The organism is Streptomyces sp. S3(2020) (assembly GCF_013044505.1).
GTDB lineage: Bacteria > Actinomycetota > Actinomycetes > Streptomycetales > Streptomycetaceae > Streptomyces.
Map to the genome: position 1 here is coordinate 25,829 of NZ_JABERD010000066.1, position 20,955 is coordinate 46,783.

Below are 20,955 nucleotides of genomic sequence, written 5' to 3' on the forward strand. Positions count from 1 at the left end.
TACTTGTGGGTAACGTAGCTGCACAGTCCTGGAGGGGGGAGCGGCGAAGGTCACATCCGCGGGGGAGCGGTCGAGCCGCGTGGGGTGAGTACCGGCGTGGGCACAGGATGCGACCCGGGCCCTTCCCCGGTGATCACCCCGAACAGCGTCCGAGCCGCATCCGCCCCGAACCCGTGCACGTCATGACTCATCGCCGACAACGTCGGATGCGTCAGCCGGCACAGCTGGGAGTCGTCCCAGGCGAGCAGCGAGACATCGCCGGGGACGGAGAGCCCCATCTCCGCGGCCACCGAAAGACCGGCCACCGCCATGATGTCGTTGTCGTACACGATCGCCGTCGGCCGGTCCGCCGCGTCGGCGGTGAGCATCGACCGGGTGGCCCGCGCCCCCGCCTCACCCGAGTAGTCGGTCGTCACCTGCCACGCCCCGGCCAGCTCCAGCGTCCGCGCCGCCTCGTCGAAGGCCGCCGTCCGCGCCGCGGTGTGCCCGAGCGCGGCCGCACCCCCGACCCGGGCGATCCGCCGATGCCCCAGCGCCGCCAGATACCGCACCGCCTCCGTCACGGCGGTGGCGTCGTCGGTCCACACGGACGTCAGGTTTCCGGTGAGCGAGGGATGCCCGACCGCGACCACCGGCATCCCCAGCCGCTCGGCCGACGCCACCCGGGGATCGTCGGGCCGGAAGTCGACGAGGATCGCCCCGCCGATCTGCCGCCCCCGCCACCACGCCTCCTGAAGCCCGACCTCCTCCTCCACGTTCCGTACGAGCCGCAGCAGCAGGGAACACGAGTGCTCGGTCAGCACGCTCTCCACGCCCGAGATGAACTCCATGTAGAAGGGCTCCAGGCCCAGCAGCCGCGCCGGCCGGCAGATCGCGAGCCCCACCACGTCCACCCGTGACCCGGCCAGCGTCCGCGCGGTCAGGTTCGGCGCCCAGCCCAGCTCCCGCGCGGCCCGGAAGATCCGGTCCCGGGTCGTCTCCGACAGCCCCGGTTTGTGGTTGAACGCGAGCGACACGGCACCCTTGGACACACCGGCACGCGCGGCGACGTCCTTGATGGTGACGCGGGAGGCCGGTTGGGCTGTCATCGGCTGGGCTCCAGGCAGTACAGGGCGGATCGGGCGGCGTCCGGATCAGGAGTCTTCCAGCCACTGACACCGATGGTCACCTGTTCGCCGGGCAACAGCGTCACCAGCCCCCGGTCGGCCCGTGCCTCAGGATCCAGCCGGTCGGCCTGGAGGAGCAGATCCCGTACGAGACTCCGGGCCGTCACCGTCACCGAGCCCGGCGCGACCGTCACGTCGAAGTCCGGCCGGGGGTAAGGGATCTCGCGGTCCGGCGCCGGAAAGTGCAGCGCCCGCAGCCCGTCCGCGTCCACGACCAGGAACTCCTTGGCGCCGACCGGCTCCAGGTCCCTCGGCAGGTCGACGAGCGCCACGGTCCGTGCCCCGGCGGTGAACTCCACACCCGCCTCGCCGATCACCGTCCCCTCGACGGACATCCGCCGCAGCCGCAGCGCACCCGCCCACGCACCAGGGCCCTGGTTGACGGCGGCCACGGCTCGCCCCCGGACCGTCAGCAACCGGTCCGCGTAGAGCCGCCGCAGCTCGTGATAGAGCGGTTTCTCCCTCCCGTCCCCGTCGATCGCCGCCCAGGACGTCACCGGCCAGCAGTCGTTGAGCTGCCACAGGACCGTCCCCGAGCACACCGGCCAGTGGGACCGCCAGTGCTCGATCCCGGCGGCCACGGCCCGCGCCTGGTTGACCTGGGTGAGGTAGTGCCACCGGTCGAAGTCCCCCTCGGGGAAGGCGAAATGGCGCTCCAGTCCCCGGCGCAGCTTCCCGTTCCCGTCGTCGGCCTTCTGGTGGTGCAGCATCCCGGGGGAGTCCGCCGCGAGCTCCTCGCCCGGCAGTGACCGCCGCAGCGTCGCGTGGGCGGGCGGCGCCTGCCACCCGAACTCGGCCATGAACCGCGGGACTTCCCGCCGGTACTGCGCGTAGTCCTCCCGGTTCCACACCTCCCACGAGTGATGGGTGCCGTGCGCCGGATCGTTCGGATGCCGCTCCCACGACCCGGACCAGGGACTCCCCGCCGTGTACGGCCGCGTCGGATCCAGCTCGGCCACCACCCGCGGCAGCACGCCCAGGTAGTACCCCTCGCCCCAGGAGTCCCCGGCGAGCCGCTCCTCCCAGCCCCAGTCCCTGAACCCCCACAGGTTCTCGTTGTTGCCGTTCCACAGCACCAGCGAGGGATGCGGCATCAGCCGTACGACGTTCTCCCGCGCCTCGGCCTCCACCTCCCCCCGCAGCGGCTGCTCCTCCGGATAGGCCGCGCACGCGAACGGGAAGTCCTGCCAGACCAGCAGCCCCAACTCGTCGCAGGCGTCGTAGAAGTCCTCGCTCTCGTAGATCCCGCCACCCCAGACCCGGACGAGATCGACGCCCGCCCCGGCCGCCTGCGTCAGCCGCTCCCGGTACCGCTCCCGCGTGATCCGCGACGGGAAGACGTCGTCGGGGATCCAGTTGACGCCCCGCGCGAAGAGCCGCTCACCGTTGACGACAAAGGTGAAACCGGTGCCGTACTCATCGGCCGACCGGTCCAGCTCCACCGTGCGGAAACCGACCCGCCGACGCCACACATCCAGCACGTCATCACCGTGCAGCAACGTCAACTCGACGTCGTACAAAGGCTGTTCGCCGTATCCACGCGGCCACCACAGCCGCGCGTCGGGCACTTCGAGCCGTACGACCCCACGCGCCCCGTCGAGCGAGGCGCGCACCCGCACCCCGCCCACCGTCGCCGCCACGGCGAGCGACGCCTCGACCCGGGTCCGCTCCACCTCCACGGCCAACTCCACGACACCCAGACGGCGTTCGACATCAACGGTCACCAGCGGCCGCACCCGGGCGATCCGGGCCGTCGACCAGTGCTCAAGACGCGCCGGCCGCCAGATCCCGGCCGTCACCAGGGTCGGCCCCCAGTCCCAGCCGAAGGAGCAGGCCATCTTGCGGATGTACTGGAAGGGCTCGTGGTAGGCGGCCGGCCGCTCCCCGAGCTTCCCGCGCACCGCCTCGGCCTCGGCGTAGGCGGAGACGAACCGCACCGCCAGCCGCCCTTCGAGGCCGGTCACGTCGAAGCGGTACGAGCGGTGCATGTTCCGCGTCCGTCCCAACAGCCTTCCGTCCAGGCGGACTTCGGCGGCGGTGTCGAGCCCCTCGAAGACGAGGTCGGCCTGTTCGTGCCCGTCGGCGGTCGACAGGTCCCGCTCGTACGTCCACTCCCGCCGCCCCACCCACGCCACCTCGGTCTCGTTGCGCCCGAGAAAGGGGTCCGGGATCACTCCGGCCGCCAGCAGATCGGTGTGCGCACAGCCGGGCACGGAGGCGGGGAGAGCGTCCCCGTCGTGCCGCAGGATCCATCCGTCGGTGAGCGGTGTGGCCTGAAGCATGTACGCACTCCCTAAACCGATCAAGTCCAGCACGGGGAACACTTTTTGGCATCGTTGGCGAGATAGGGACTTTACCGGTTAAGACAACGCTGTCAGAGTACCGAACCAGCCAACCCGCACGTGCTCTTCCGTCCCGTGAACGTCCCGAGAACGGAGCTGATGCACATGAACCGCCGTACAGTCCTCGCCCTCGCCGTGGGATGCGCCCTGCTGATCCCCGGCTGCACCGGCACCGGAGGCTCGTCGAAAGGCGCCGACGCCAAGGCTCCTGACGACCCGTCGAAGGTCACCGGCACCATCAAGGTCCTCACCGTCCGCACCGACCTGATCCAGGACGGCACGCTGAAGCGGTACGCGGCCGAGTTCAACAAGACGTACCCGAAGGTGAAGGTCGAGTTCGAAGGGCTCACGAACTACGAGTCCGAGGTCAAGATCCGTATGAACACCGAGAACTACGGTGACGTCCTGCTGATCCCCGCGGTCATCAAGAAGGCCGACTACCCGAAGTTCTTCGCCTCGCTGGGCACCCAGGAGGAGCGCGCCAAGAAGTACCGCTTCACCGACTACACCACCGTCGACGGCAAGGTCTACGGCCAGACCACGAACGGCGGGATGCCCGGCTTCATTTACAACAAGCGGATCTGGAAGGAGGCCGGGATCACCGAATGGCCCACCACTCCGGCCGAGTTCCTCGAAGACCTCAAGGCCATCAAGTCCAGGACCGACGCCATCCCGTACTACACCAACTTCTCGGCCGGATGGACGCTCACCTCCTGGACCTACGTCGACGGCGCCGTCCACTGCGACCCGCAGGCGACCACCGAACTCGCCGAGGGCGACCCGTGGGCGAAGGACGCCGACCTGCGCGTCGGAGACACCCTGCTCTACGACATCGTGAAGTCGGGCCTGATCGAGAAGGACCCGACGACGAGCAACTGGGAGGAGTCCAAGCCCAGGACCGCCAAGGGCGAGATCGCCACCCAGTGGCTCGGCACCTGGGCCATCGTGCAGTTCCAGGACGCGGCGAAGAAGGCCGGGGCGAACCCCGACGACATCGGCTTCATGCCCTTCCCCTCCCAGACGGACGGCAAGTTCTGCGCGACGGTCGCCCCGGACTACAACCAGGCGGTCAACGTCCACTCGAAGCACAAGGAGGCGGCCCGCGCCTGGATCGACTGGTTCACCGACAAGTCGACCTACGTCGCGGACAACCTGGCCATCTCCCCGCTGAAGGACGGGGCGATGCCCAAGGTGCTGCAGCCGTACGAGGACGCCGGCGTCAAGCTCATCGAGGTGGACGACACCAAGGGTGCCGAGGTCAAGCAGATCGACAACACCTCCGAAGTCGGCATCTACGCCCCCGAGTACCGCCAGAACCTGGTCGACCTGGCCCGCGGAGCACGCAAGGGCAGCCTCGACGACTTCCTCGCCGACCTCAGCGAGCGCTGGACGGACGCCCAGAAGAACGCGGGGTCCTGATGACGGACACGACACAGAAGGCGGCCGGGGAGGTGATCCCGGCCGCACCCGTCCCGGCCCCCGCCGCCCGCAGGCACCGGGTGTGGCGAGGTGCCACCCCCTGGCTCTTCCTCCTGGCCCCGCTCGCCCTGCTGATCACCTTCACCTACGCGCCGATCGCCAACATGGTGGCGTACAGCCTCACCGACTGGGACGGCGTGAGCCCCGAACTCCACTACACGGGCGTCGGGAACTACGAGGAGATCTTCACCCGCCCGGAACTCTTCGAGGTGTTCTGGGTCAGCGGCTACTACCTGGCCGCCTCCGCCCTCCAGATCGTCGCCGCGCTCTACTTCGCGACGGTCCTCAGCTTCGACGTCCGCTTCCGGAACTTCTTCAAGGGCGTGCTGTTCTTCCCGTATCTGATCAACGGGGTGGCGATCGGCTTCGTCTTCCTCTACTTCTTCCAGGACGGCGGCACTCTCGACTCGGTCCTGAGCCTCTTCGGGGTAACGACCGACCACGCCTGGCTCGGCACCCCGGTCTCCGCGAACACCTCGCTCGCCGGCGTCTCGATGTGGCGCTATCTGGGCCTGAACTTCGTCCTGTTCCTGGGTGCCATCCAGTCGATCCCGGGGGAGCTGTACGAGGCGGCCGAACTGGACGGCGCGAACCGCTGGCACCAGTTCCGCTACATCATCGCGCCGGGCATCAAACCGGTGCTGACCCTGACAGTGATCCTGTCCATCTCCGGGTCGCTGTCGGCCTTCGAGATCCCGTACATCATGACCGGCGGCGCCACCGGCACCGAGACCTTCGTGATCCAGACGGTCAACCTGGCCTTCCGCTTCAACAAGACGGGCCTCGCCTCGGCCGCCGCGGTGGTCCTGCTGCTGATCATCCTGCTGGTGACCTGGGTCCAGCGGCGCCTCGTCCCCGACGACAAGGTGGACCTCGTATGACACGCCACGCGGTGTCCCGCGCCCTCGTGTACCTGTCCCTGATCGCCGCGACCGTGGTGGTCCTGCTCCCGCTGGTCGTCGTCCTCCTGACCTCCCTCAAGTCGGAGACGGAGATGGCGAATTCGAGCGGCGCCCTGAGCCTTCCCGACAACCTGCTGAACTTCGGCAACTACGTGTCGGCGTTCCAGGACGGCGAGATGCTCTCCGCCTTCGCCAACACGGCGATCATCCTGCTGATCTCGATCGGCGGCACGGTCCTCATCGGCTCGATGACGGCGTACGCCATCGACCGCTTCACCTTCCGCTTCCGCAAGCTGGTGGTGGCGCTCTTCCTGATCGCCGCACTGGTCCCCGGCGTCACGACCCAGGTGGCGACCTTCCAGATCGTCAACAGCTTCGGCATGTTCGACACCCTCTGGGCGCCGATCGCGCTCTACATGGGCACGGACATCGTCTCGATCTACATCTTCCTGCAGTTCGTCCGATCGATCCCGATCTCTCTGGACGAATCGGCCCGCCTGGACGGGGCCAACACGTTCACCATCTACTGGCGGATCATCTTCCCGCTGCTGAAGCCGGCGATAGCGACGGTGGTGATAGTGAAGGGGATCACCGTCTACAACGACTTCTACATCCCCTTCCTCTACATGCCATCGGAAGATCTTGGCGTGATCTCGACGTCGCTGTTCCGCTTCCGGGGCCCGTACGCGGCGCACTGGGAGGTGATCTCGGCGGGAGCGGTGCTGGTGATCCTGCCGACGCTGGTGGTCTTCCTGAGCCTGCAACGCTTCATCTACAACGGCTTCATGCGAGGAGCGACGAGGTGAGCGCGGCTAGGCGGACAAGGCACTCACCAGAACCGGAGTGACGAGCTCGACCTGCCAGGGCCGAGCCCCGTACCCGGCCAAGGCGGCCCCCACCGAACCCGCGTCCACACCCTTCGGCGGCTCCCAGCAGACCCGCCGAACCGTGTCCGGGGTGATCAGGTTCTCCTGAGGCATGTTGAGCCGCTCGGCGAGCGCGGAGACCCCGGCCCGGGCCGCGGACAGCCGAGCCGCGGCGGCGGGGTCCTTGTCGGCCCAGGCGCGAGGCGGCGGCGGCCCGGTCACCGGCTGCCCAGGCGCGGGCAACTGCGCCTCGGACAGCCCCTTCGCCCGGTCCACGGCGGCCTGCCACTGCTCCAGCTGCCGCCGCCCCATCCGCTGCCCGTACCCGTTCAGCGCGGCGAGGGCCTGGGCGTCGGCCGGAAGGGACAGCGCCGCCTCCACGATGGCCGTGTCGGACAACACCTTGCCCGGCGACACGTCCCGCCGCTGGGCGATCCGGTCCCGCGTCTGCCAGAGTTCCCGCACCACGGCCAGCTGCCGGCGCCGGCGCACCTTGTGCATCCCGGACGTCCGACGCCAGGGGTCCTTGCGCGGCTCGGCAGGCGGCGCGGCCGCGATCGCGTCGAATTCCTGCCGCGCCCACTCCAGCTTCCCCTGCCGGTCCAGCTCCTTCTCCAGCGCGTCCCGCAGGTCGACGAGGAGCTCCACGTCCAGCGCGGCATAGCGCAGCCACGGCTCGGGCAGCGGACGGGTCGACCAGTCGACCGCGGAGTGCCCCTTTTCCAGTACGAAGCCCAGGACGCCCTCGACCATCGCGCCGAGGCCGACCCGGGGGAACCCGGCGAGCCGTCCGGCGAGCTCGGTGTCGAAGAGGGAGGTGGGGACCATGCCTATCTCGCGCAGACACGGAAGGTCCTGCGTGGCGGCGTGCAGCACCCACTCCACGCCGGAGAGCGCCTCGCCGAGCCCGGACAGGTCGGGACAGGCCACGGGGTCGATCAGCGCGCTCCCCGCGCCCTCGCGGCGCAGCTGGACCAGGTAGGCGCGCTGTCCGTAGCGGTAGCCGGACGCTCGTTCGGCGTCGACGGCGACGGGTCCGGAGCCTGCCGCGAACGCGGCGATCACCCGGGCGAGCGTGTCCTCGTCGGCGACCACGGGCGGGATGCCCTCGCGCGGTTCGAGCAAAGGAATCGGCTCTGGACCCGGTTCAGGATCGGGCGCCCCCGTAACAGAAGATCCGCCGTCGTCCGGAGGGGCGCCTCCGGTGGTTCGCAGTGAGCTGTCTGCTGCGGTCTCTTGGGCGTCGGTCACCTGTCAAGGGTATCTGTGTATGGACAGCGCCCGCCGACGGAACGTTCCGTCGACGGGCGCCTGAGGGTCGTAAACCAGTCAGGTCGGTGAATCCTCGGGTTCACGACCGATCGGGGGCGTGCTCCGGGATCCAGGACTGATCCAGTTCACGTCCGTGAATGGTGGAGGGGTCAGTGGATGATGCCCGTCCGCAGGGCCACCGCGACCATGCCGGCGCGGTCGCCGGTGCCCAGCTTGCGGGCGATACGGGCGAGGTGGCTCTTGACGGTCAGCGCGGACAGGCCCATCGAGACGCCGATGGCCTTGTTGGACTGGCCCTCCGCGACCAGTCGCAGCACCTCGACCTCGCGGCCGGAGAGCTCGCGGTAACCGCCCGGGTGGCTCGGGGCACCCGGGGGGCGGCGGTGCATTCCGGCGGCACGGGAGCCGATGGGCGCGGCGCCCGGCCGGGAGGGGAGCCCGACGTTGGTACGGGTGCCGGTGACGACGTAGCCCTTGACGCCGCCCGCGAGGGCGTTGCGCACGGCGCCGATGTCGTCGGCCGCGGAGAGGGCGAGGCCGTTGGGCCAGCCCGCGGCGCGGGTCTCGGACAGGAGGGTCAGGCCGGAGCCGTCGGGCAGGTGGACGTCGGCGACGCAGATGTCACGGGGGTTGCCGATACGGGGACGGGCCTCGGCGACGGACGAGGCCTCGATGACATCGCGTACACCGAGCGCCCAGAGGTGGCGGGTGACGGTGGAGCGGACGCGCGGGTCGGCCACGACCACCATCGCGGTCGGCTTGTTCGGGCGGTAGGCGACCAGGCTTGCGGGCTGCTCGAGAAGAACGGACACCAGGCCTCCTGGGATGGGGGACGGCTGTGAGGTCACAGACGTCTTCGGCATCAAACCCGTAGGCCTTTAGAGAAAGATCACGATCTAGTGAGTAACAATCCGTGCAATTCGGACAGGCGGTCGATCGTTCGGTGAGCGAATCGGTTCGTTCGAGGGCTCGTTCGCGACTGAAAGTGGCCGTATCGACAAAGTGATGTCAAAGAGGGCGTCAAAAGGCGACGCCGAAGACCATGCCGGTGAGGCCGTGTCAGCGGGACTGCGGTCCCCGCCTCTGCGGCAGCGTCACCACCGACGCGTCACCCGGACCGGCCGGCGGCAGGCCCGCGACCTGGGCCAGCAGATCGCACCAGGCCGCCAGATGTCCCGCCGCGTCCGGTACACCGCCCAGACCCTCACGAGGCGTCCAGGACGCCCGGATCTCGATCTGCGAGGCGGCCGGACGCTCGGACAGACCACCGAAGTAGTGGGAGCTCGCACGCGTGACCGTGCCACTCGGCTCACCGCACGCCAGACCGCGCGCCTGGAGCGCACCCGTCAGCCACGACCAGCACACGTCGGGCAGCAGCGGGTCCGCCGCCATCTCCGGCTCCAGCTCCGCGCGCACCAGCGTCACCAGCCGGAACGTACCCCGCCAGGCGTCATGCCCGTCCGGGTCGTGCAGCAGCACCAGGCGGCCGTCGGCCAGATCCTGGTCGCCGTCGACGACCGCGGCTTCCAGCGCGTACGCGAAGGGCGCGAGCCGCTGCGGCGCGCGCGTCGGCTCCACCTCGATCTGCGGTCGCAGCCGGGCCGCCCTCAGTGCATCGACGGCCGCCCGGAAGGGCGGCGGAGCGTCACTGCTCGCATTCCGGTCCCCCTCCTTCGCGTCGTCCATCCCGCCAGCGCCGTCCGACAGTCGTCCCTGAGCCGCAGCCATGCCGGAAGATTAGGGGAACCATGGCTCGCCGCGGGCCAGACACCCCGTGGCCCGGCGCGGGGGCCGCCGCGGATGCCGACCGGCGTCGATGACCGCCCCCGGCGCCGTGCGAGACTTTCCCCCGTGAGTGCCAACGAGAGCCAGCCGACCGCCACGTACGATTCCGCCTTCCTCAAGGCATGCAGGCGCGAGCCCGTGCCGCACACCCCGGTGTGGTTCATGCGGCAGGCCGGGCGCTCACTGCCGGAGTACCGCAAGGTCCGCGAGGGCGTCGGGATGCTCGAGTCCTGCATGCGGCCCGAGCTGGTCACCGAGATCACCCTCCAGCCGGTGCGCCGGCACCAGGTGGACGCGGCGATCTACTTCAGCGACATCGTCGTCCCGCTCAAGGCCATCGGCATCGACCTCGACATCAAGCCCGGCGTCGGCCCGGTCGTCGAGAAGCCGATCCGCACCCGCGCCGACCTGGCCCAGCTGCGCGACCTCACACCGGAGGACGTCTCCTACGTCACCGAGGCGATCGGCCTGCTGACCGCCGAACTCGGCGCCACCCCGCTGATCGGTTTCGCGGGCGCGCCTTTCACCCTCGCGAGTTACCTCGTCGAGGGCGGCCCGTCGCGGACGTACGAGAACGCCAAGGCGATGATGTACGGCGACCCCGAGCTCTGGTCCGACCTGCTCGACCGTCTCGCGGAGATCACGGCCGCCTTCCTGAAGGTGCAGATCGAGGCGGGCGCCTCGGCGGTCCAGCTGTTCGACTCGTGGGCCGGCGCGCTCTCCCCGGCCGACTACACCAACTCGGTGATGCCGCACTCCGCCAAGGTCTTCGACGCGGTCGCCGGGTACGGAGTCCCGCGCATCCACTTCGGTGTCGGCACCGGTGAACTGCTCAGGCTGATGGGCGAGGCCGGCGCGGACGTCGTCGGCGTCGACTGGCGCGTCCCGCTCGACGAGGCGGTCCGCCGCGTCGGCCCCGGCAAGGCGCTCCAGGGCAACCTCGACCCGACCGTCCTGTTCGCGGGCACGGCGGCCGTCGAGGCCAAGACCCGCGAGGTGCTGGACTCGGCGAAGGACCTCGAAGGCCATGTCTTCAACCTCGGCCACGGCGTGATGCCGTCCACCGACCCGGACGCGCTGACCCGGCTCGTGGAGTACGTCCACACGCGGACCGCCCGCTGACCTACCAGCCGTGCCGGCGCCGCGCCTTCCTGCCGAACAGCAGACCGCGCGGTTCCGGCGGCGGGGGCGTGCCCGCCCTGAGCGGCCAGGCGAGCAGCATGCCCGCGAGAAAGCCCACGATGTGCGCCGCGTACGCCACGGTCCCGGCGTCCGAGACACCCTCGCCGGACGAGTACACCGCCTGGAGCACGAACCAGAAGCCCAGCACCAGCCAGGCCGGCAGCCTGAGCGGCAGGAAGATCAGGAACGGCACCAGGACCCACACCCTGGCCTTCGGATACAGCACCAGATAGGCGCCGAGCACTCCGGCGATGGCTCCCGACGCACCGATCAGGGGGTCGCCCGAGTCGTCGTTGAGGAGCGCGAAGCCGTACGACGCCGCGTAGCCGCAGACGACGTAGAACAGCGCGAACCGCACATGGCCCATGCGGTCCTCGACGTTGTTGCCGAAGATCAGCAGGAAGAGCATGTTGCCCAGCAGGTGCAGCCAGCCGCCGTGCAGGAACATCGCGGTGAACACGGACAGCACGGGCGACTTGTCGTACGTCGGCGGGCCGACCACACAGCCCTGACCGCCCGGACCCACGTCACCGGTGGGGACCAGCCGGGGCAGCTGATGGTGGATCAACTCCTGCGGCACCGCCGCGTAGTGATCCAGGAACGCCTGGAGATGGCAGAGCTGGGACAGGCCGCTGTCGCCCGCCACGGAGCCGGCCAGGCCGGGCATGTACAGGAAGACCAGTACGTTCGCGGCGATCAGCGCGTACGTCACCACGGGGGTGCGGCGCACCGGGTTCACGTCATGGACGGGGATGACCACAAGGAAGTAGTGCCCGGGATGCCGTCGGCGAATCGGTGAACGCCGGTACGCGCGCGTGCGTATGACTCCTCAACCGCCCGCGGCACGGGGAAGGCGGGTCGCGCGCAGCAAACCTGAGTAAACGTGAGGAACAGGCGATGAACGACCGAGTTACTCCTCCGATCCATGCGCTGCCGGACGGCGAGGCGGAAGTCTCCGTCGTGCTGCGGCTGCCGTGGGAAGACGTGGCCCGGCTGGGCCAGGACGCGGGGCGGCTCGCCTCGCAGATGCAGCGGCCCGTGACCCTCGACGAGGCGGTGAGCCACCGGCTGCGGTCGACCCGGCCCGCCGCCCACGCGAAACCGGCGGGGGAGCAGCCGGCCGCGGTGGCCCCGAGCGCCTCCGTCTCCTCCCTGCCACCCCGCCCGCCCGCCGACCAGGCCCGGCAGGCCATCGAACGGATCAACGGCTCGGCATGAGCCCCCAGGCCCTCAGGAGGCCCGCACTTTGAGTGCCGCCTTGCGGGCCGCCACCAGTACCGGGTCCCACACAGGGCTGAACGGTGGGGCGTAGCCCAGGTCCAGGGCCGTCATCGCCTCCACCGTCATCCCGGCCGTCAACGCCACCGCCGCGATGTCCACCCGCTTGCCCGCGCCCTCCCTCCCGACGATCTGCACACCGAGGAGCCGCCCCGTGCGGCGCTCGGCGAGCATCTTCACCGTCATGGGGGAGGCGCCGGGGTAGTAGCCCGCGCGGGACGTGGACTCGATCGTGACCGTCACGAACTGGAGCCCCGCCCTGCGCGCGTCCTTCTCCCGCAGACCCGTGCGGGCGATCTCCAGATCGCACACCTTGCTCACCGCCGTGCCGACCACACCCGGGAAGGTCGCGTAACCGCCGCCCACGTTCGCGCCGATGACCTGGCCGTGCTTGTTGGCGTGGGTGCCGAGCGCGATGTGCCGTTCCTGGCCGGAGACCAGATCGAGGACCTCCACACAGTCGCCGCCCGCCCAGATGTTCTCGTGGCCGCGCACCCGCATGGCCAGGTCGGTCAGGAGCCCGTCGTGCTGCCCCACGGGCAGGCCCGCCGCCCTGGCCAGCGAGGTCTCCGGGCGTACGCCGATGCCCAGCACCACCACGTCCGCCGGATACTCGGCGTCCTCCGTGGCCACCGCGCGCACCCGGCCGTCCTCGCCGGTCAGGACCTTGGTGACCCCGGCGCCGTTGACCATGGTGATCCCCAGGCCCTCCATCGCCTCGTGCACCAGGCGGCCCATGTCCGCGTCGAGCGTGGACATCGGCTCGCTGCCGCGGTTGACGACGGTCACCTCGTAGCCCCGGTTGATGAGGGCCTCGGCCATCTCCACGCCGATGTAGCCGGCGCCGACCACCACCGCCCTGCGGCCACGCGTGCGTGCCAGCGTGTCGAGCAGGGCCTGCCCGTCGTCCAGGGTCTGCACGCCGTGCACACCCGGTGCGTCGGCCCCCGGCATGTCCGGGCGGATCGGGCGGGCGCCGGTCGCGATCACCAGCTTGTCGTACGACGTCCAGGACTCGGCCCCCGAATCGACGTCACGCGCGCGTACCCGCTGTCCGGCCACGTCGATCTCCACGACCTCCGTGCGCATGCGCAGATCGATGCCCCGGGCCCGGTGCTCCTGCGGTGTCCGCGCGATCAGTTCGTCGCGTTCCTCGACATCACCGCCCACCCAGTACGGGATGCCGCAGGCCGAGTACGAGGTGAAGTGCCCCCGCTCGAACGCCACGATCTCCAGCTCCCCGGGCCCCTTCAGCCGCCGCGCCTGCGACGCCGCGGACATCCCCGCGGCGTCGCCACCGATCACGACCAGCCGTTCCTTCGCAGCGCTCATGCTCATGCGAACACGCTACGAGGGCAGGGCATTTCAGTCCTGCTCACCCTGCTCCTCGGTGCGTCCCGGCCGCGGGGCCGGACGGGCCGTCGGGAGCGGGCCGAGCGCGGTCGAGGCGCCCGCGGGGGCCGGGCGCCGGGGCAGGCGGGGGCGTACCCAGCGCAGCCAGATCAGCAGGATCAGGGCCAGCACCGCGGCGAAGGGGAGAACCGCGGCCAGGGCGACCACGATCCAGCGCAGCATCGACACGAACGCGCCCCAGCCGCCCGCCAGCGCGTCCAGGACCCCCGGGTCGTCGTCCTCGGCGGCCTTCGCCACCGGCTTCTCGGACAGGGACAGGGTGATCGTGGCCAGGCTCGTGCGGTCCTTCAGGGACGCCTGCCGGGCGAGCAGCGCCTCCAGGTCGGCCTGACGCGTGCTCAGCTCACCCTCCAGGGTGACCACGTCGCTCAGCCTGGTCGCCTGGTCCATCAGCTCCCGGATCCGGGCCACGCTCGCGCGCTGCGTCTTGATGCGGCTCTCCACGTCCACGACCTGCTCGGTGACGTCCTGCGCCTTCGCCGTACGCTCCAGCAGCTTGCCCGAGCCCTCCAGCTCGGCCAGGACGTCGGCGTACCGGTCGACGGGCACCCGCAGGGTCACCTGAGTCTCCTCGGCGCCCCCCTCGTCGCGGAACGTGGACTCCTTGCCGACGTAGCCGCCCGCGTTCTCGGTGCTGGTACGGGCCGCCGCCAGCGCCTTCGGTACGTCCTTGACCTGCACGGTCAGTTCGGCGGTGCGGATGATGTGGCTCGTCGGGAGCGTGGGCGCGGTGGTGGCCTGCCTGCCGCCCCCGCCCGCGTCCTCCGCGGCGGCGGCGCCGGGAGCGGCCTCCCTCGCCTGCGACTTGGCGGCGTCCGAGTCGCCGGAGGAGCTGCCGCTGTCGTCCCCCGCGCCGGTGCAGCCGGTCAGGACGAGGCCGGCGGCCAGGAGGAGCCCGGCCAGAGCCTGGACCGGTCGTACGGAGCGTCGTGCGCGCATGGGCCTACCCCCGAGGGTCGTGACGGACTGACGCTTCTTCGACGCCGGGACGCACCGGAACGTTGGAGCGGAACGATCCCGATGCGGTCACGGTCAGGACTCGGACGGGCCATATGGCCCTGGCCGGACTGTCGGTGGCGTCTGAGAGGGTGGAGCCATGAGCGGATCAGGTACGGCGGAGCACGTCGTCGTCATCGGAGCCGGGATCGCGGGCCTCGCCGCCGCGCACCGGCTGATTCAGCGCGGGGCACGGGTGACCGTCCTGGAGGCGTCCGGCCGTGTCGGCGGCAAGCTGCTGCCCGGCGAGATCGCCGGGGCGCGCGTGGACCTCGGGGCGGAGTCGATGCTGGCGCGCAGACCCGAGGCGATCGCCCTCGCCCGCGAGGTGGGCCTCGACAGCCGCCTCCAGCCGCCGGCCACCGCGACCGCCTCGATCTGGACCCGCGGCGCCCTGCGCCCCATGCCCAAGGGCCATGTGATGGGCGTCCCCGGCACCGCGGCCGCCCTGTCCGGCGTCCTGTCCGACGAAGGCCTCGCCCGTATCGAACGCGACGCAGACCTGCCGCGCACGGAGGTCGGCGACGACGTGGCGGTGGGCGCGTACGTGGCCGAGCGCCTCGGCCGCGAGGTCGTCGACCGGCTCATCGAGCCCCTCCTCGGCGGGGTCTACGCCGGTGACGCGTACCGCATCTCGATGCGCTCGGCCGTCCCGCAGCTCTTCCAGGTCGCCAGGACCCACACGTCGTTGACGGAGGGCGTCCGCGAGATCCAGGCGAAGGCCGCCGCCAACCAGCAGACCGGGCCCGTCTTCATGGGCATCGAGGGAGGTGTGGGCAGTCTGCCGCTCGCGGTCGCCGAGTCGGTACGCGCGCGTGGCGGCGAGATCCTCACCGACACCCCCGTGACCGAACTCCGGCGTGAGGGAGGCGAGGGCTGGCGGGTCGTCGCCGGGGACCGCGTCCTGCACGCCGATTCCGTCGTCGTCGCCGTCCCCGCACCCGCGGCCGCGCGGCTTCTGCGCACCGAGGCCCCCGAGGCCGCCACCGACCTCGCCGCCATCGAATACGCCTCCATGGCCCTGATCACCCTCGCCTACCGCCGCGCCGACACCGCCCTCCCGGCGGGCAGCGGCTTCCTCGTGCCGCCGGTCGACGGGCGCACCATCAAGGCGTCCACGTTCGCCTCCCAGAAGTGGGGCTGGATCGCCGACCGGAACCCCGACGTCGTCGTCCTGCGCACCTCCGTCGGCCGCTACGGCGAGACGGCGATCCTGGAGCGCGAGGACACCGAACTCGTCGACGTCTCCCGGCACGACCTCAAGGAGGCCACCGGCCTCGACGCGCGCCCCCTCGAAACCCGCGTCACCCGCTGGACCGACGGCCTGCCCCAGTACCCCGTCGGCCACCACACCCGCGTGGCCCGCGTCCGCGAGCACATCGGCAAGCTCCCGGGCCTCGCGGTGTGCGGAGCGCAGTACGACGGCGTCGGCATCCCGGCGTGCGTCGCGAGCGCCTACGCGGCGGTGGACCAGGTGTACGGCGACGACCGCGGTGTGCAGGAGCTCACCGCCGACCCGGTGCAGAGTCTGCACGGAGGAGCAGGAGAATAAGGACCATGAGCAACGAAGCCCCCACCCCCGAGGCCGGCCGGATCCCGAACAAGGGCAAGCTGGCCAAGGACCTCAACGAGGTCATCCGCTACACGCTCTGGTCCGTCTTCAAGCTGAAGGACGTGCTCCCCGAGGACCGCGCGGGCTACGCCGACGAGGTCCAGGAGCTGTTCGACCAGCTCGCCGCCAAGGACGTCACCGTCCGCGGCACCTACGACGTGTCCGGGCTGCGCGCCGACGCCGACCTCATGATCTGGTGGCACGCGGAGACCGCCGACCAGCTCCAGGAGGCGTACAACCTCTTCCGCCGCACCAAGCTCGGCCGCGCGCTGGAGCCGGTGTGGTCGAACATGGCGCTGCACCGCCCCGCCGAGTTCAACCGCTCGCACATCCCGGCGTTCCTCGCCGACGAGACGCCGCGCAACTACATCAGCGTCTACCCCTTCGTGCGGTCCTACGACTGGTACCTGCTGCCCGACGAGGACCGCCGCCGCATGCTCGCCGACCACGGCAAGATGGCCCGCGGCTACCCGGACGTCCGCGCCAACACGGTCGCCTCGTTCTCGCTCGGCGACTACGAGTGGCTGCTGGCCTTCGAGGCCGACGAGCTGTACCGCATCGTCGACCTCATGCGCCATCTGCGTGCGTCCGAGGCCCGTATGCACGTCCGCGAGGAGGTCCCGTTCTACACGGGCCGCCGCAAGGAGATCGCGGAGCTGGTCGCGGGCCTCGCCTGATCAGGCCGCCGGCCGGGCGGCCGACTTCTTCGAGGAGTGCTCGCGCGGCTTCGGCTCCGGGTGCGGTGCGCAGGCCGCGCGCCGCACCGGGAGCCGCCCTTCCAGCAGATACGCGTCCACATGCCCGTTGACGCACGGGTTCGGGCCGCCCGCGATGCCGTGCGTGCCCGAGTCCCGCTCGGTCACCAGGACCGAGCCCCACAGCCGCCGGTGCATCTCCAGGGCGCCGTCGTACGGCGTCGCCGCGTCCCGCTCGGCCGCCAGGATCAGCGTCGGCGGCAGCTCACCGGGACCGGTCCGCACATCCAGCGGCTCCTGACGCGGCGCCGACCAGTACGCGCAGGGCAGGTTCATCCAGACGTTGTCCCACGTCTCGAACGGCGCCACCCGCGCCAGCCGGGTGTTGTCCCGGTCCCACACCTTCCAGTCCGTCGGCCAGGACGCGTCGTTGCACTCGACGGCCGTGTAGACCGCGTTGCCGTTCTCGGCCTCCTTCGCCGCCTCCGCATGCGGCCCCGCCTGGAGGATCAGCTGCTTCGGGTCGCCCTTCAGATACGCCGACAGCGCCTCCGCGCGGTGCGGCCAGTAGTCGTCGTAGTACCCGGCAGCCAGGAACGCCCCCTGCAACTGCCCGGGCCCGACCTTCCCGCCCGCCGGCTCCACCGCCAGCTGCGCCGCCGCCTTGTCGTAGCTGCGCTGCACCCGCTCCGCCGTGTCGCCGAGCCCGTACACCTTGTCGTGCTTGGCGATCCAGTCCCGGAAGTCCGCCCAGCGGCCCTCGAACGCGGCCGACTGGTCGAGGTTGTTGCGGTACCAGATCTGCGTCGGATCCGGGTTCACCGCCGAGTCGAACACCATCCGCCGTACGTGCGACGGGAACAGCGTCGCGTACAGCGCCCCGAAGTAGGTGCCGTACGACGCCCCCATGAACGTCAGCTTCTCCTCGCCCAGCGCGGCCCGCAGGACGTCCAGGTCACGGGCGTTGTTGAGCGAGGTGTAGTGGCGGAGCGCGCTGCCCGCCCGCTTCGCGCAGCCCTGTGCGTACGTCTTGGCCTGGGCGATGCGCTCCTGCTTGTACGACTCCGAGGGGTGTGTCGGTGCCTGCGAGGGCGCTTCGTAGAAGTGCTTGGGGTCCTGGCAGGACAGGGGCGCCGAGCGGCCCACCCCGCGCGGGGCGTAGCCGACGAGGTCGTACGCGGCCGCGAGCCGCTTCCACTCCGGCATCACGCCGATCAGCGGGAAGTACATGCCGGAGGCGCCCGGACCGCCCGGGTTGAAGACCAGGGCGCCCTGGCGGGGCACCTTGCGCTTGCTGTTGTGCGGGTCCCTGTGGGTGGCCCGCACACGGCTGACGGTGAGCTTGATCTGCTTGCCGTCGGGGCTGGCGTAGTCGAGCGGGACGGACACCGTGCCGCACTGGACGTTGCCCGGCAGGTCCTCCACCTCGGCGCACTTGCCGAAGGCGATGCCCGCGGCCTCGGCGCGCGCGGCGGCCGTCGCGGTGCCGCGCACCTCGGCGGCGGCGGGAGCACCGGAGGCCCCCGACGCGCTGCCGGCCGGGGCGGCCGCGAGAGTGGTCAGGAGCAAGGTCCCGGCGGCCGAGTAGAGGGCGGGGGCTCTCATCGCGTATCCCTTCGGTGCACGGCAGCAACAAAAGGGATGTTTCGTTCGGTTGTCGGCGAAGGCAAGCACCACCCGGCCGGTGTCGGCGCCAATGCCCCCTATGCGCCCCTGGTGTGCCCGGTGCGCCAGTGCTGCTCGCGGTCGGCGAAGGCCGCGCGCAGGTCCGGTTCACCGACGGCGCGGACGCCTCGTACGGCGACGGTGGTGAGGTACGTACGGTCGTCGCCGGCGCCGGCCCGCCGGGGCAGCGCGCCGAGCAGGCGCTGACCCGCCGGGGAGGCCCAGCGCGAGTACGGGTGCACCTCGATGCGCGCGATGGCCAGACAGCTCAGGGTCAGCGCGAGGGGGAGGGCGAACCAGAGGGCGATCAGATGGCGCGGTACGTCCGACGGGGCGGGCGTCAGCAGCGCGGTCGCGCCCAGCGCGAGGACGACGACCGCGGCGAGCTGCACCTGGCGGACCGCGGCCGCGACCGTCGTGCGCGCCCCGTCGGGCACGGCGAGGCCGGCGCGGACGAGACGGTCGGCGAGACCGCGTACCGGGGCCGCGGTGGCGGCGGCGTCCCGGACCGGGGCGATACGGGACTGCCCCTCAGGGCCGATCGCCCCTATGACGGAGCGCTCGATCTCGTCCCGGCCCCGCGGGTCGACGACCGTCGCCCAGCCCGTGTGCGCGAGCAGCAGACGGCGCTGGCGGGCCATGGAGACGAGGGTGAGGTCGGCGACCCGGCGTGGGCCGCCGGACAGGAACGCCGCCTCGTACAGCGTGAGGTCGTGTCCGTGGCCCGCGTCCACATCGTCGGCCGCGGCGTGTACGGCGGCCAGGCACAACCGGGTACACGCGGTTCCGGCGGCGGCCCAGGCCAGCAGCAGGAGAAGGACCCAGAACATGACGCTGTTCTATGCGAGATGGTCTGGACTGCGCCATGCCTTGTTCACAATCCGGACGTATGTTTGCCGGTATGTGACGTTCCCTTTAGGGCTCGTCGGGCGGCGGGCTGGTGGCCGGTGGGGGCAGCGCGTAGCTCGGTGTCACCGGGACGGCCGGGGTCGGGTCCGCCGTGAAGGCGGGCGGGGCCGGGGAGTTGCTGATCGGGGGTGTGCTGCCCGCGACCATGTCCTGGGCCAGGGCGTCGAAGTCGACGTAGCCCGTGGCCTCCAGGATCTTGATGTGGTCCAGGACGGTGGTGTTCGCGTCGTCGGCGAGGGTGCGGACCAGCGAGTTGCGGGTGCTCGCGCGGACCTGGGCGACGACGGAGAACACCCTGCCGTGCGCGAGACGCAGGATGTTGGCGAACTCCCGGTCGTACTCGACGCCCTGGGCCGCGTTCAGAGTGGCGAGCCACTCCTTCTGCTGGTCGTTCGGCTCGTTGGGGAGCGCCAGGCCCAGCTGCGAGGCGACGTCACGGACCCGCTCGTCCAGGAAGGTGTGGCCTTCGACGAGGTGCTGTCCGGCCGTCCGTACGGCCTGCGTCGTGCCCTTCTGCTGGGCCTGCTGACCGGCGGGCAGCTCCCACAGCCCGGCCAGCCGGACCTTCGTGACGAACTCCCGGTCGAGCGCGGACAGCGGCCCGTACTGCGTCGACACGGTCTCGGCGTTGAGTACGTCGACCGGTGTCCCCGACCGGTCGGCGTACGACCAGATCGGGAAGATCAGCGCCATCAGGGTCGCCGTCAGGCCGGCGATGATGAGCCCCGTGCCGCTGAGAATGCCACGGCCTTTGACGGGGGGTCGGGGTCGCATGGTGCCTCCTGTTACGGCATGTTACTGCGCGGTCCGCGCCAACTGCCGTACAGGAGCGAATGGTTGCAACTCGGACACCAGGGGTGAATGGTGGCCGGATGGTTGGTGGCATACGGCACCAAAGCATGCCGAACCGATTGTGGGGGAGATGTGTGGAGGCGGCCGTGTTAATCCGGGCACACTCGGCGGGCCGACTGTCTGGTCACCGTCGCAGCAGCACCCGCCGTGTCGCCCGGGCCAGCCGTACCGCGGGCCGGTGGGACCGCGGCCGGCTGCCCGACCGCTCCAGCCACCACTCCCGCAGCCCGGCCCGGGCGCGCGGGTCCTCCGGCAGGCCGGAGCCGAGGAGGTACCCGGCGAAGTCCAGCGCGTCCCGCCGGTAGCCGGCGCCCATCGGATGCCCGTGGGCGTACCCGAGGAACGCCGCCCGGTACCCCGCCCCGAGGATCTCCGGCAGCTCGGGCGCGACCTTCGCCACCACGTCCGCCCGCTTCCCGGCGAGCGCCCGCGCCTGCACCCCGATCCGCACCCGGTCGAACCCCTCGGGCACGGGCGTCCCGGCGACGAGCGCGGAGAGCAGAGCGGTCTGGGCGAGAGCCAGACGCTGACGGGCGGGGGC

Annotated in this window: 18 protein-coding genes and 1 pseudogene; 7 read left to right on the forward strand and 12 right to left on the reverse strand. The window is 71.0% G+C overall.

Features of this window, described 5'->3' with window-relative positions:
• Positions 1-50: 50 nt before the first annotated feature.
• Both HLK59_RS21900 and HLK59_RS21905 read right to left on the reverse strand, forming a co-directional pair.
• Positions 51-1,088, reverse strand: a complete 1,038-nt coding sequence (locus HLK59_RS21900; protein WP_171143194.1) for a LacI family DNA-binding transcriptional regulator — start codon at positions 1,086-1,088, stop codon at positions 51-53.
• On the reverse strand, positions 1,085-3,448 hold the full coding sequence (locus tag HLK59_RS21905) for a glycoside hydrolase family 2 protein (RefSeq protein WP_171143195.1): 2,364 nt from the start codon (positions 3,446-3,448) through the stop codon (positions 1,085-1,087). Before HLK59_RS21905 ends, HLK59_RS21900 begins: the two co-directional genes overlap by 4 nt.
• Before the next feature lie 165 nt (positions 3,449-3,613).
• Here HLK59_RS21905 and HLK59_RS21910 point away from each other — a divergent pair, with 165 nt between their 5' ends.
• The 3 genes from HLK59_RS21910 to HLK59_RS21920 are packed head-to-tail and all read left to right on the forward strand — an operon-like array spanning position 3,614 to position 6,695.
• Positions 3,614-4,927 (forward strand): ABC transporter substrate-binding protein, encoded by a 1,314-nt coding sequence (locus tag HLK59_RS21910; protein ID WP_171143196.1) that lies wholly within the window; start codon positions 3,614-3,616, stop codon positions 4,925-4,927.
• Positions 4,927-5,868 carry a sugar ABC transporter permease gene (locus HLK59_RS21915; protein ID WP_171143197.1) on the forward strand — a complete coding sequence of 314 codons (942 nt, stop codon included), beginning with the start codon at positions 4,927-4,929 and terminating at the stop codon, positions 5,866-5,868. The genes HLK59_RS21910 and HLK59_RS21915 overlap by 1 nt, the downstream gene beginning before the upstream one ends.
• Positions 5,865-6,695, forward strand: a complete 831-nt coding sequence (locus tag HLK59_RS21920) for a carbohydrate ABC transporter permease (protein WP_171143198.1) — start codon at positions 5,865-5,867, stop codon at positions 6,693-6,695. Before HLK59_RS21915 ends, HLK59_RS21920 begins: the two co-directional genes overlap by 4 nt.
• A 6-nt stretch (positions 6,696-6,701) precedes the next feature.
• On the opposite strand, the gene HLK59_RS21925 is transcribed toward HLK59_RS21920, so the two are convergent.
• The 3 genes from HLK59_RS21925 to HLK59_RS21935 form a co-directional block, all read right to left on the reverse strand.
• Entirely contained in the window at positions 6,702-8,006 is a 1,305-nt protein-coding gene (locus HLK59_RS21925; RefSeq protein WP_171143199.1) for a ribonuclease D, read from the reverse strand.
• Between the two features lie 170 nt (positions 8,007-8,176).
• The gene (locus HLK59_RS21930; RefSeq protein ID WP_046260003.1) at positions 8,177-8,839 is read right to left on the reverse strand and encodes a response regulator transcription factor; all 663 of its coding nucleotides are present in this window, start codon (positions 8,837-8,839) and stop codon (positions 8,177-8,179) included.
• 247 nt (positions 8,840-9,086) lie between these two features.
• Entirely contained in the window at positions 9,087-9,755 is a 669-nt protein-coding gene (locus HLK59_RS21935; protein ID WP_240982566.1) for a DUF3000 domain-containing protein, read from the reverse strand.
• A gap of 123 nt (positions 9,756-9,878) precedes the next feature.
• Between HLK59_RS21935 and hemE the strand changes: the two genes are divergently transcribed.
• Positions 9,879-10,934 carry a uroporphyrinogen decarboxylase gene (hemE, locus tag HLK59_RS21940; protein WP_171143200.1) on the forward strand — a complete coding sequence of 352 codons (1,056 nt, stop codon included), beginning with the start codon at positions 9,879-9,881 and terminating at the stop codon, positions 10,932-10,934.
• A gap of 1 nt (position 10,935) precedes the next feature.
• On the opposite strand, the gene HLK59_RS21945 is transcribed toward hemE, so the two are convergent.
• The gene (locus HLK59_RS21945; protein WP_171143201.1) at positions 10,936-11,754 is read right to left on the reverse strand and encodes a rhomboid family intramembrane serine protease; all 819 of its coding nucleotides are present in this window, start codon (positions 11,752-11,754) and stop codon (positions 10,936-10,938) included.
• Positions 11,755-11,891: 137 nt separating this feature from the next.
• Between HLK59_RS21945 and HLK59_RS21950 the strand changes: the two genes are divergently transcribed.
• On the forward strand, positions 11,892-12,212 hold the full coding sequence (locus tag HLK59_RS21950) for a hypothetical protein (protein ID WP_171143202.1): 321 nt from the start codon (positions 11,892-11,894) through the stop codon (positions 12,210-12,212).
• A gap of 12 nt (positions 12,213-12,224) precedes the next feature.
• On the opposite strand, the gene HLK59_RS21955 is transcribed toward HLK59_RS21950, so the two are convergent.
• Positions 12,225-13,610: an FAD-dependent oxidoreductase gene (locus HLK59_RS21955; RefSeq protein WP_171143203.1), complete on the reverse strand. Its 1,386-nt coding sequence runs from the start codon at positions 13,608-13,610 to the stop codon at positions 12,225-12,227.
• Between the two features lie 27 nt (positions 13,611-13,637).
• Positions 13,638-14,624 (reverse strand): DUF4349 domain-containing protein, encoded by a 987-nt coding sequence (locus HLK59_RS21960; protein ID WP_171143204.1) that lies wholly within the window; start codon positions 14,622-14,624, stop codon positions 13,638-13,640.
• 157 nt (positions 14,625-14,781) lie between these two features.
• Here HLK59_RS21960 and hemG point away from each other — a divergent pair, with 157 nt between their 5' ends.
• Positions 14,782-16,233 carry a protoporphyrinogen oxidase gene (gene hemG, locus HLK59_RS21965; RefSeq protein WP_171143205.1) on the forward strand — a complete coding sequence of 484 codons (1,452 nt, stop codon included), beginning with the start codon at positions 14,782-14,784 and terminating at the stop codon, positions 16,231-16,233.
• Between the two features lie 5 nt (positions 16,234-16,238).
• Positions 16,239-16,970, forward strand: coding sequence for a hydrogen peroxide-dependent heme synthase (gene hemQ, locus HLK59_RS21970; RefSeq protein ID WP_171143206.1), 732 nt, complete (start codon positions 16,239-16,241; stop codon positions 16,968-16,970).
• Here hemQ and HLK59_RS21975 read toward each other — a convergent pair whose 3' ends face one another.
• The 4 genes and pseudogenes from HLK59_RS21975 to HLK59_RS21990 all read right to left on the reverse strand — a co-directional run.
• A complete protein-coding gene (locus tag HLK59_RS21975) occupies positions 16,971-18,593 on the reverse strand; it encodes an alpha/beta hydrolase (RefSeq protein WP_171143207.1) in 1,623 nt (540 codons plus the stop codon).
• A 98-nt stretch (positions 18,594-18,691) separates the two neighbouring features.
• Positions 18,692-19,483, reverse strand: coding sequence for a TIGR04222 domain-containing membrane protein (locus tag HLK59_RS21980; protein ID WP_171143208.1), 792 nt, complete (start codon positions 19,481-19,483; stop codon positions 18,692-18,694).
• A gap of 85 nt (positions 19,484-19,568) precedes the next feature.
• Entirely contained in the window at positions 19,569-20,336 is a 768-nt protein-coding gene (locus tag HLK59_RS21985; RefSeq protein WP_171143209.1) for a DUF4142 domain-containing protein, read from the reverse strand.
• A 202-nt stretch (positions 20,337-20,538) separates the two neighbouring features.
• Positions 20,539-20,955: pseudogene (locus HLK59_RS21990) on the reverse strand (endonuclease); the annotation flags it as partial.

Coding starts and splice junctions, on each gene's coding strand:
- HLK59_RS21900 (WP_171143194.1), bottom strand. CDS start 1,088: ATGACAGCCCAACCGGCCTCCCGCGTCACCATCAAGGACGTCGCCGCG.
- HLK59_RS21905 (WP_171143195.1), bottom strand. CDS start 3,448: ATGCTTCAGGCCACACCGCTCACCGACGGATGGATCCTGCGGCACGAC.
- HLK59_RS21910 (WP_171143196.1), top strand. CDS start 3,614: ATGAACCGCCGTACAGTCCTCGCCCTCGCCGTGGGATGCGCCCTGCTG.
- HLK59_RS21915 (WP_171143197.1), top strand. CDS start 4,927: ATGACGGACACGACACAGAAGGCGGCCGGGGAGGTGATCCCGGCCGCA.
- HLK59_RS21920 (WP_171143198.1), top strand. CDS start 5,865: ATGACACGCCACGCGGTGTCCCGCGCCCTCGTGTACCTGTCCCTGATC.
- HLK59_RS21935 (WP_240982566.1), bottom strand. CDS start 9,755: ATGGCTGCGGCTCAGGGACGACTGTCGGACGGCGCTGGCGGGATGGAC.
- HLK59_RS21950 (WP_171143202.1), top strand. CDS start 11,892: ATGAACGACCGAGTTACTCCTCCGATCCATGCGCTGCCGGACGGCGAG.
- HLK59_RS21955 (WP_171143203.1), bottom strand. CDS start 13,610: ATGAGCATGAGCGCTGCGAAGGAACGGCTGGTCGTGATCGGTGGCGAC.
- HLK59_RS21960 (WP_171143204.1), bottom strand. CDS start 14,624: ATGCGCGCACGACGCTCCGTACGACCGGTCCAGGCTCTGGCCGGGCTC.
- hemG (WP_171143205.1), top strand. CDS start 14,782: ATGAGCGGATCAGGTACGGCGGAGCACGTCGTCGTCATCGGAGCCGGG.
- hemQ (WP_171143206.1), top strand. CDS start 16,239: ATGAGCAACGAAGCCCCCACCCCCGAGGCCGGCCGGATCCCGAACAAG.
- HLK59_RS21975 (WP_171143207.1), bottom strand. CDS start 18,593: ATGAGAGCCCCCGCCCTCTACTCGGCCGCCGGGACCTTGCTCCTGACC.
- HLK59_RS21980 (WP_171143208.1), bottom strand. CDS start 19,483: ATGTTCTGGGTCCTTCTCCTGCTGCTGGCCTGGGCCGCCGCCGGAACC.
- HLK59_RS21985 (WP_171143209.1), bottom strand. CDS start 20,336: ATGCGACCCCGACCCCCCGTCAAAGGCCGTGGCATTCTCAGCGGCACG.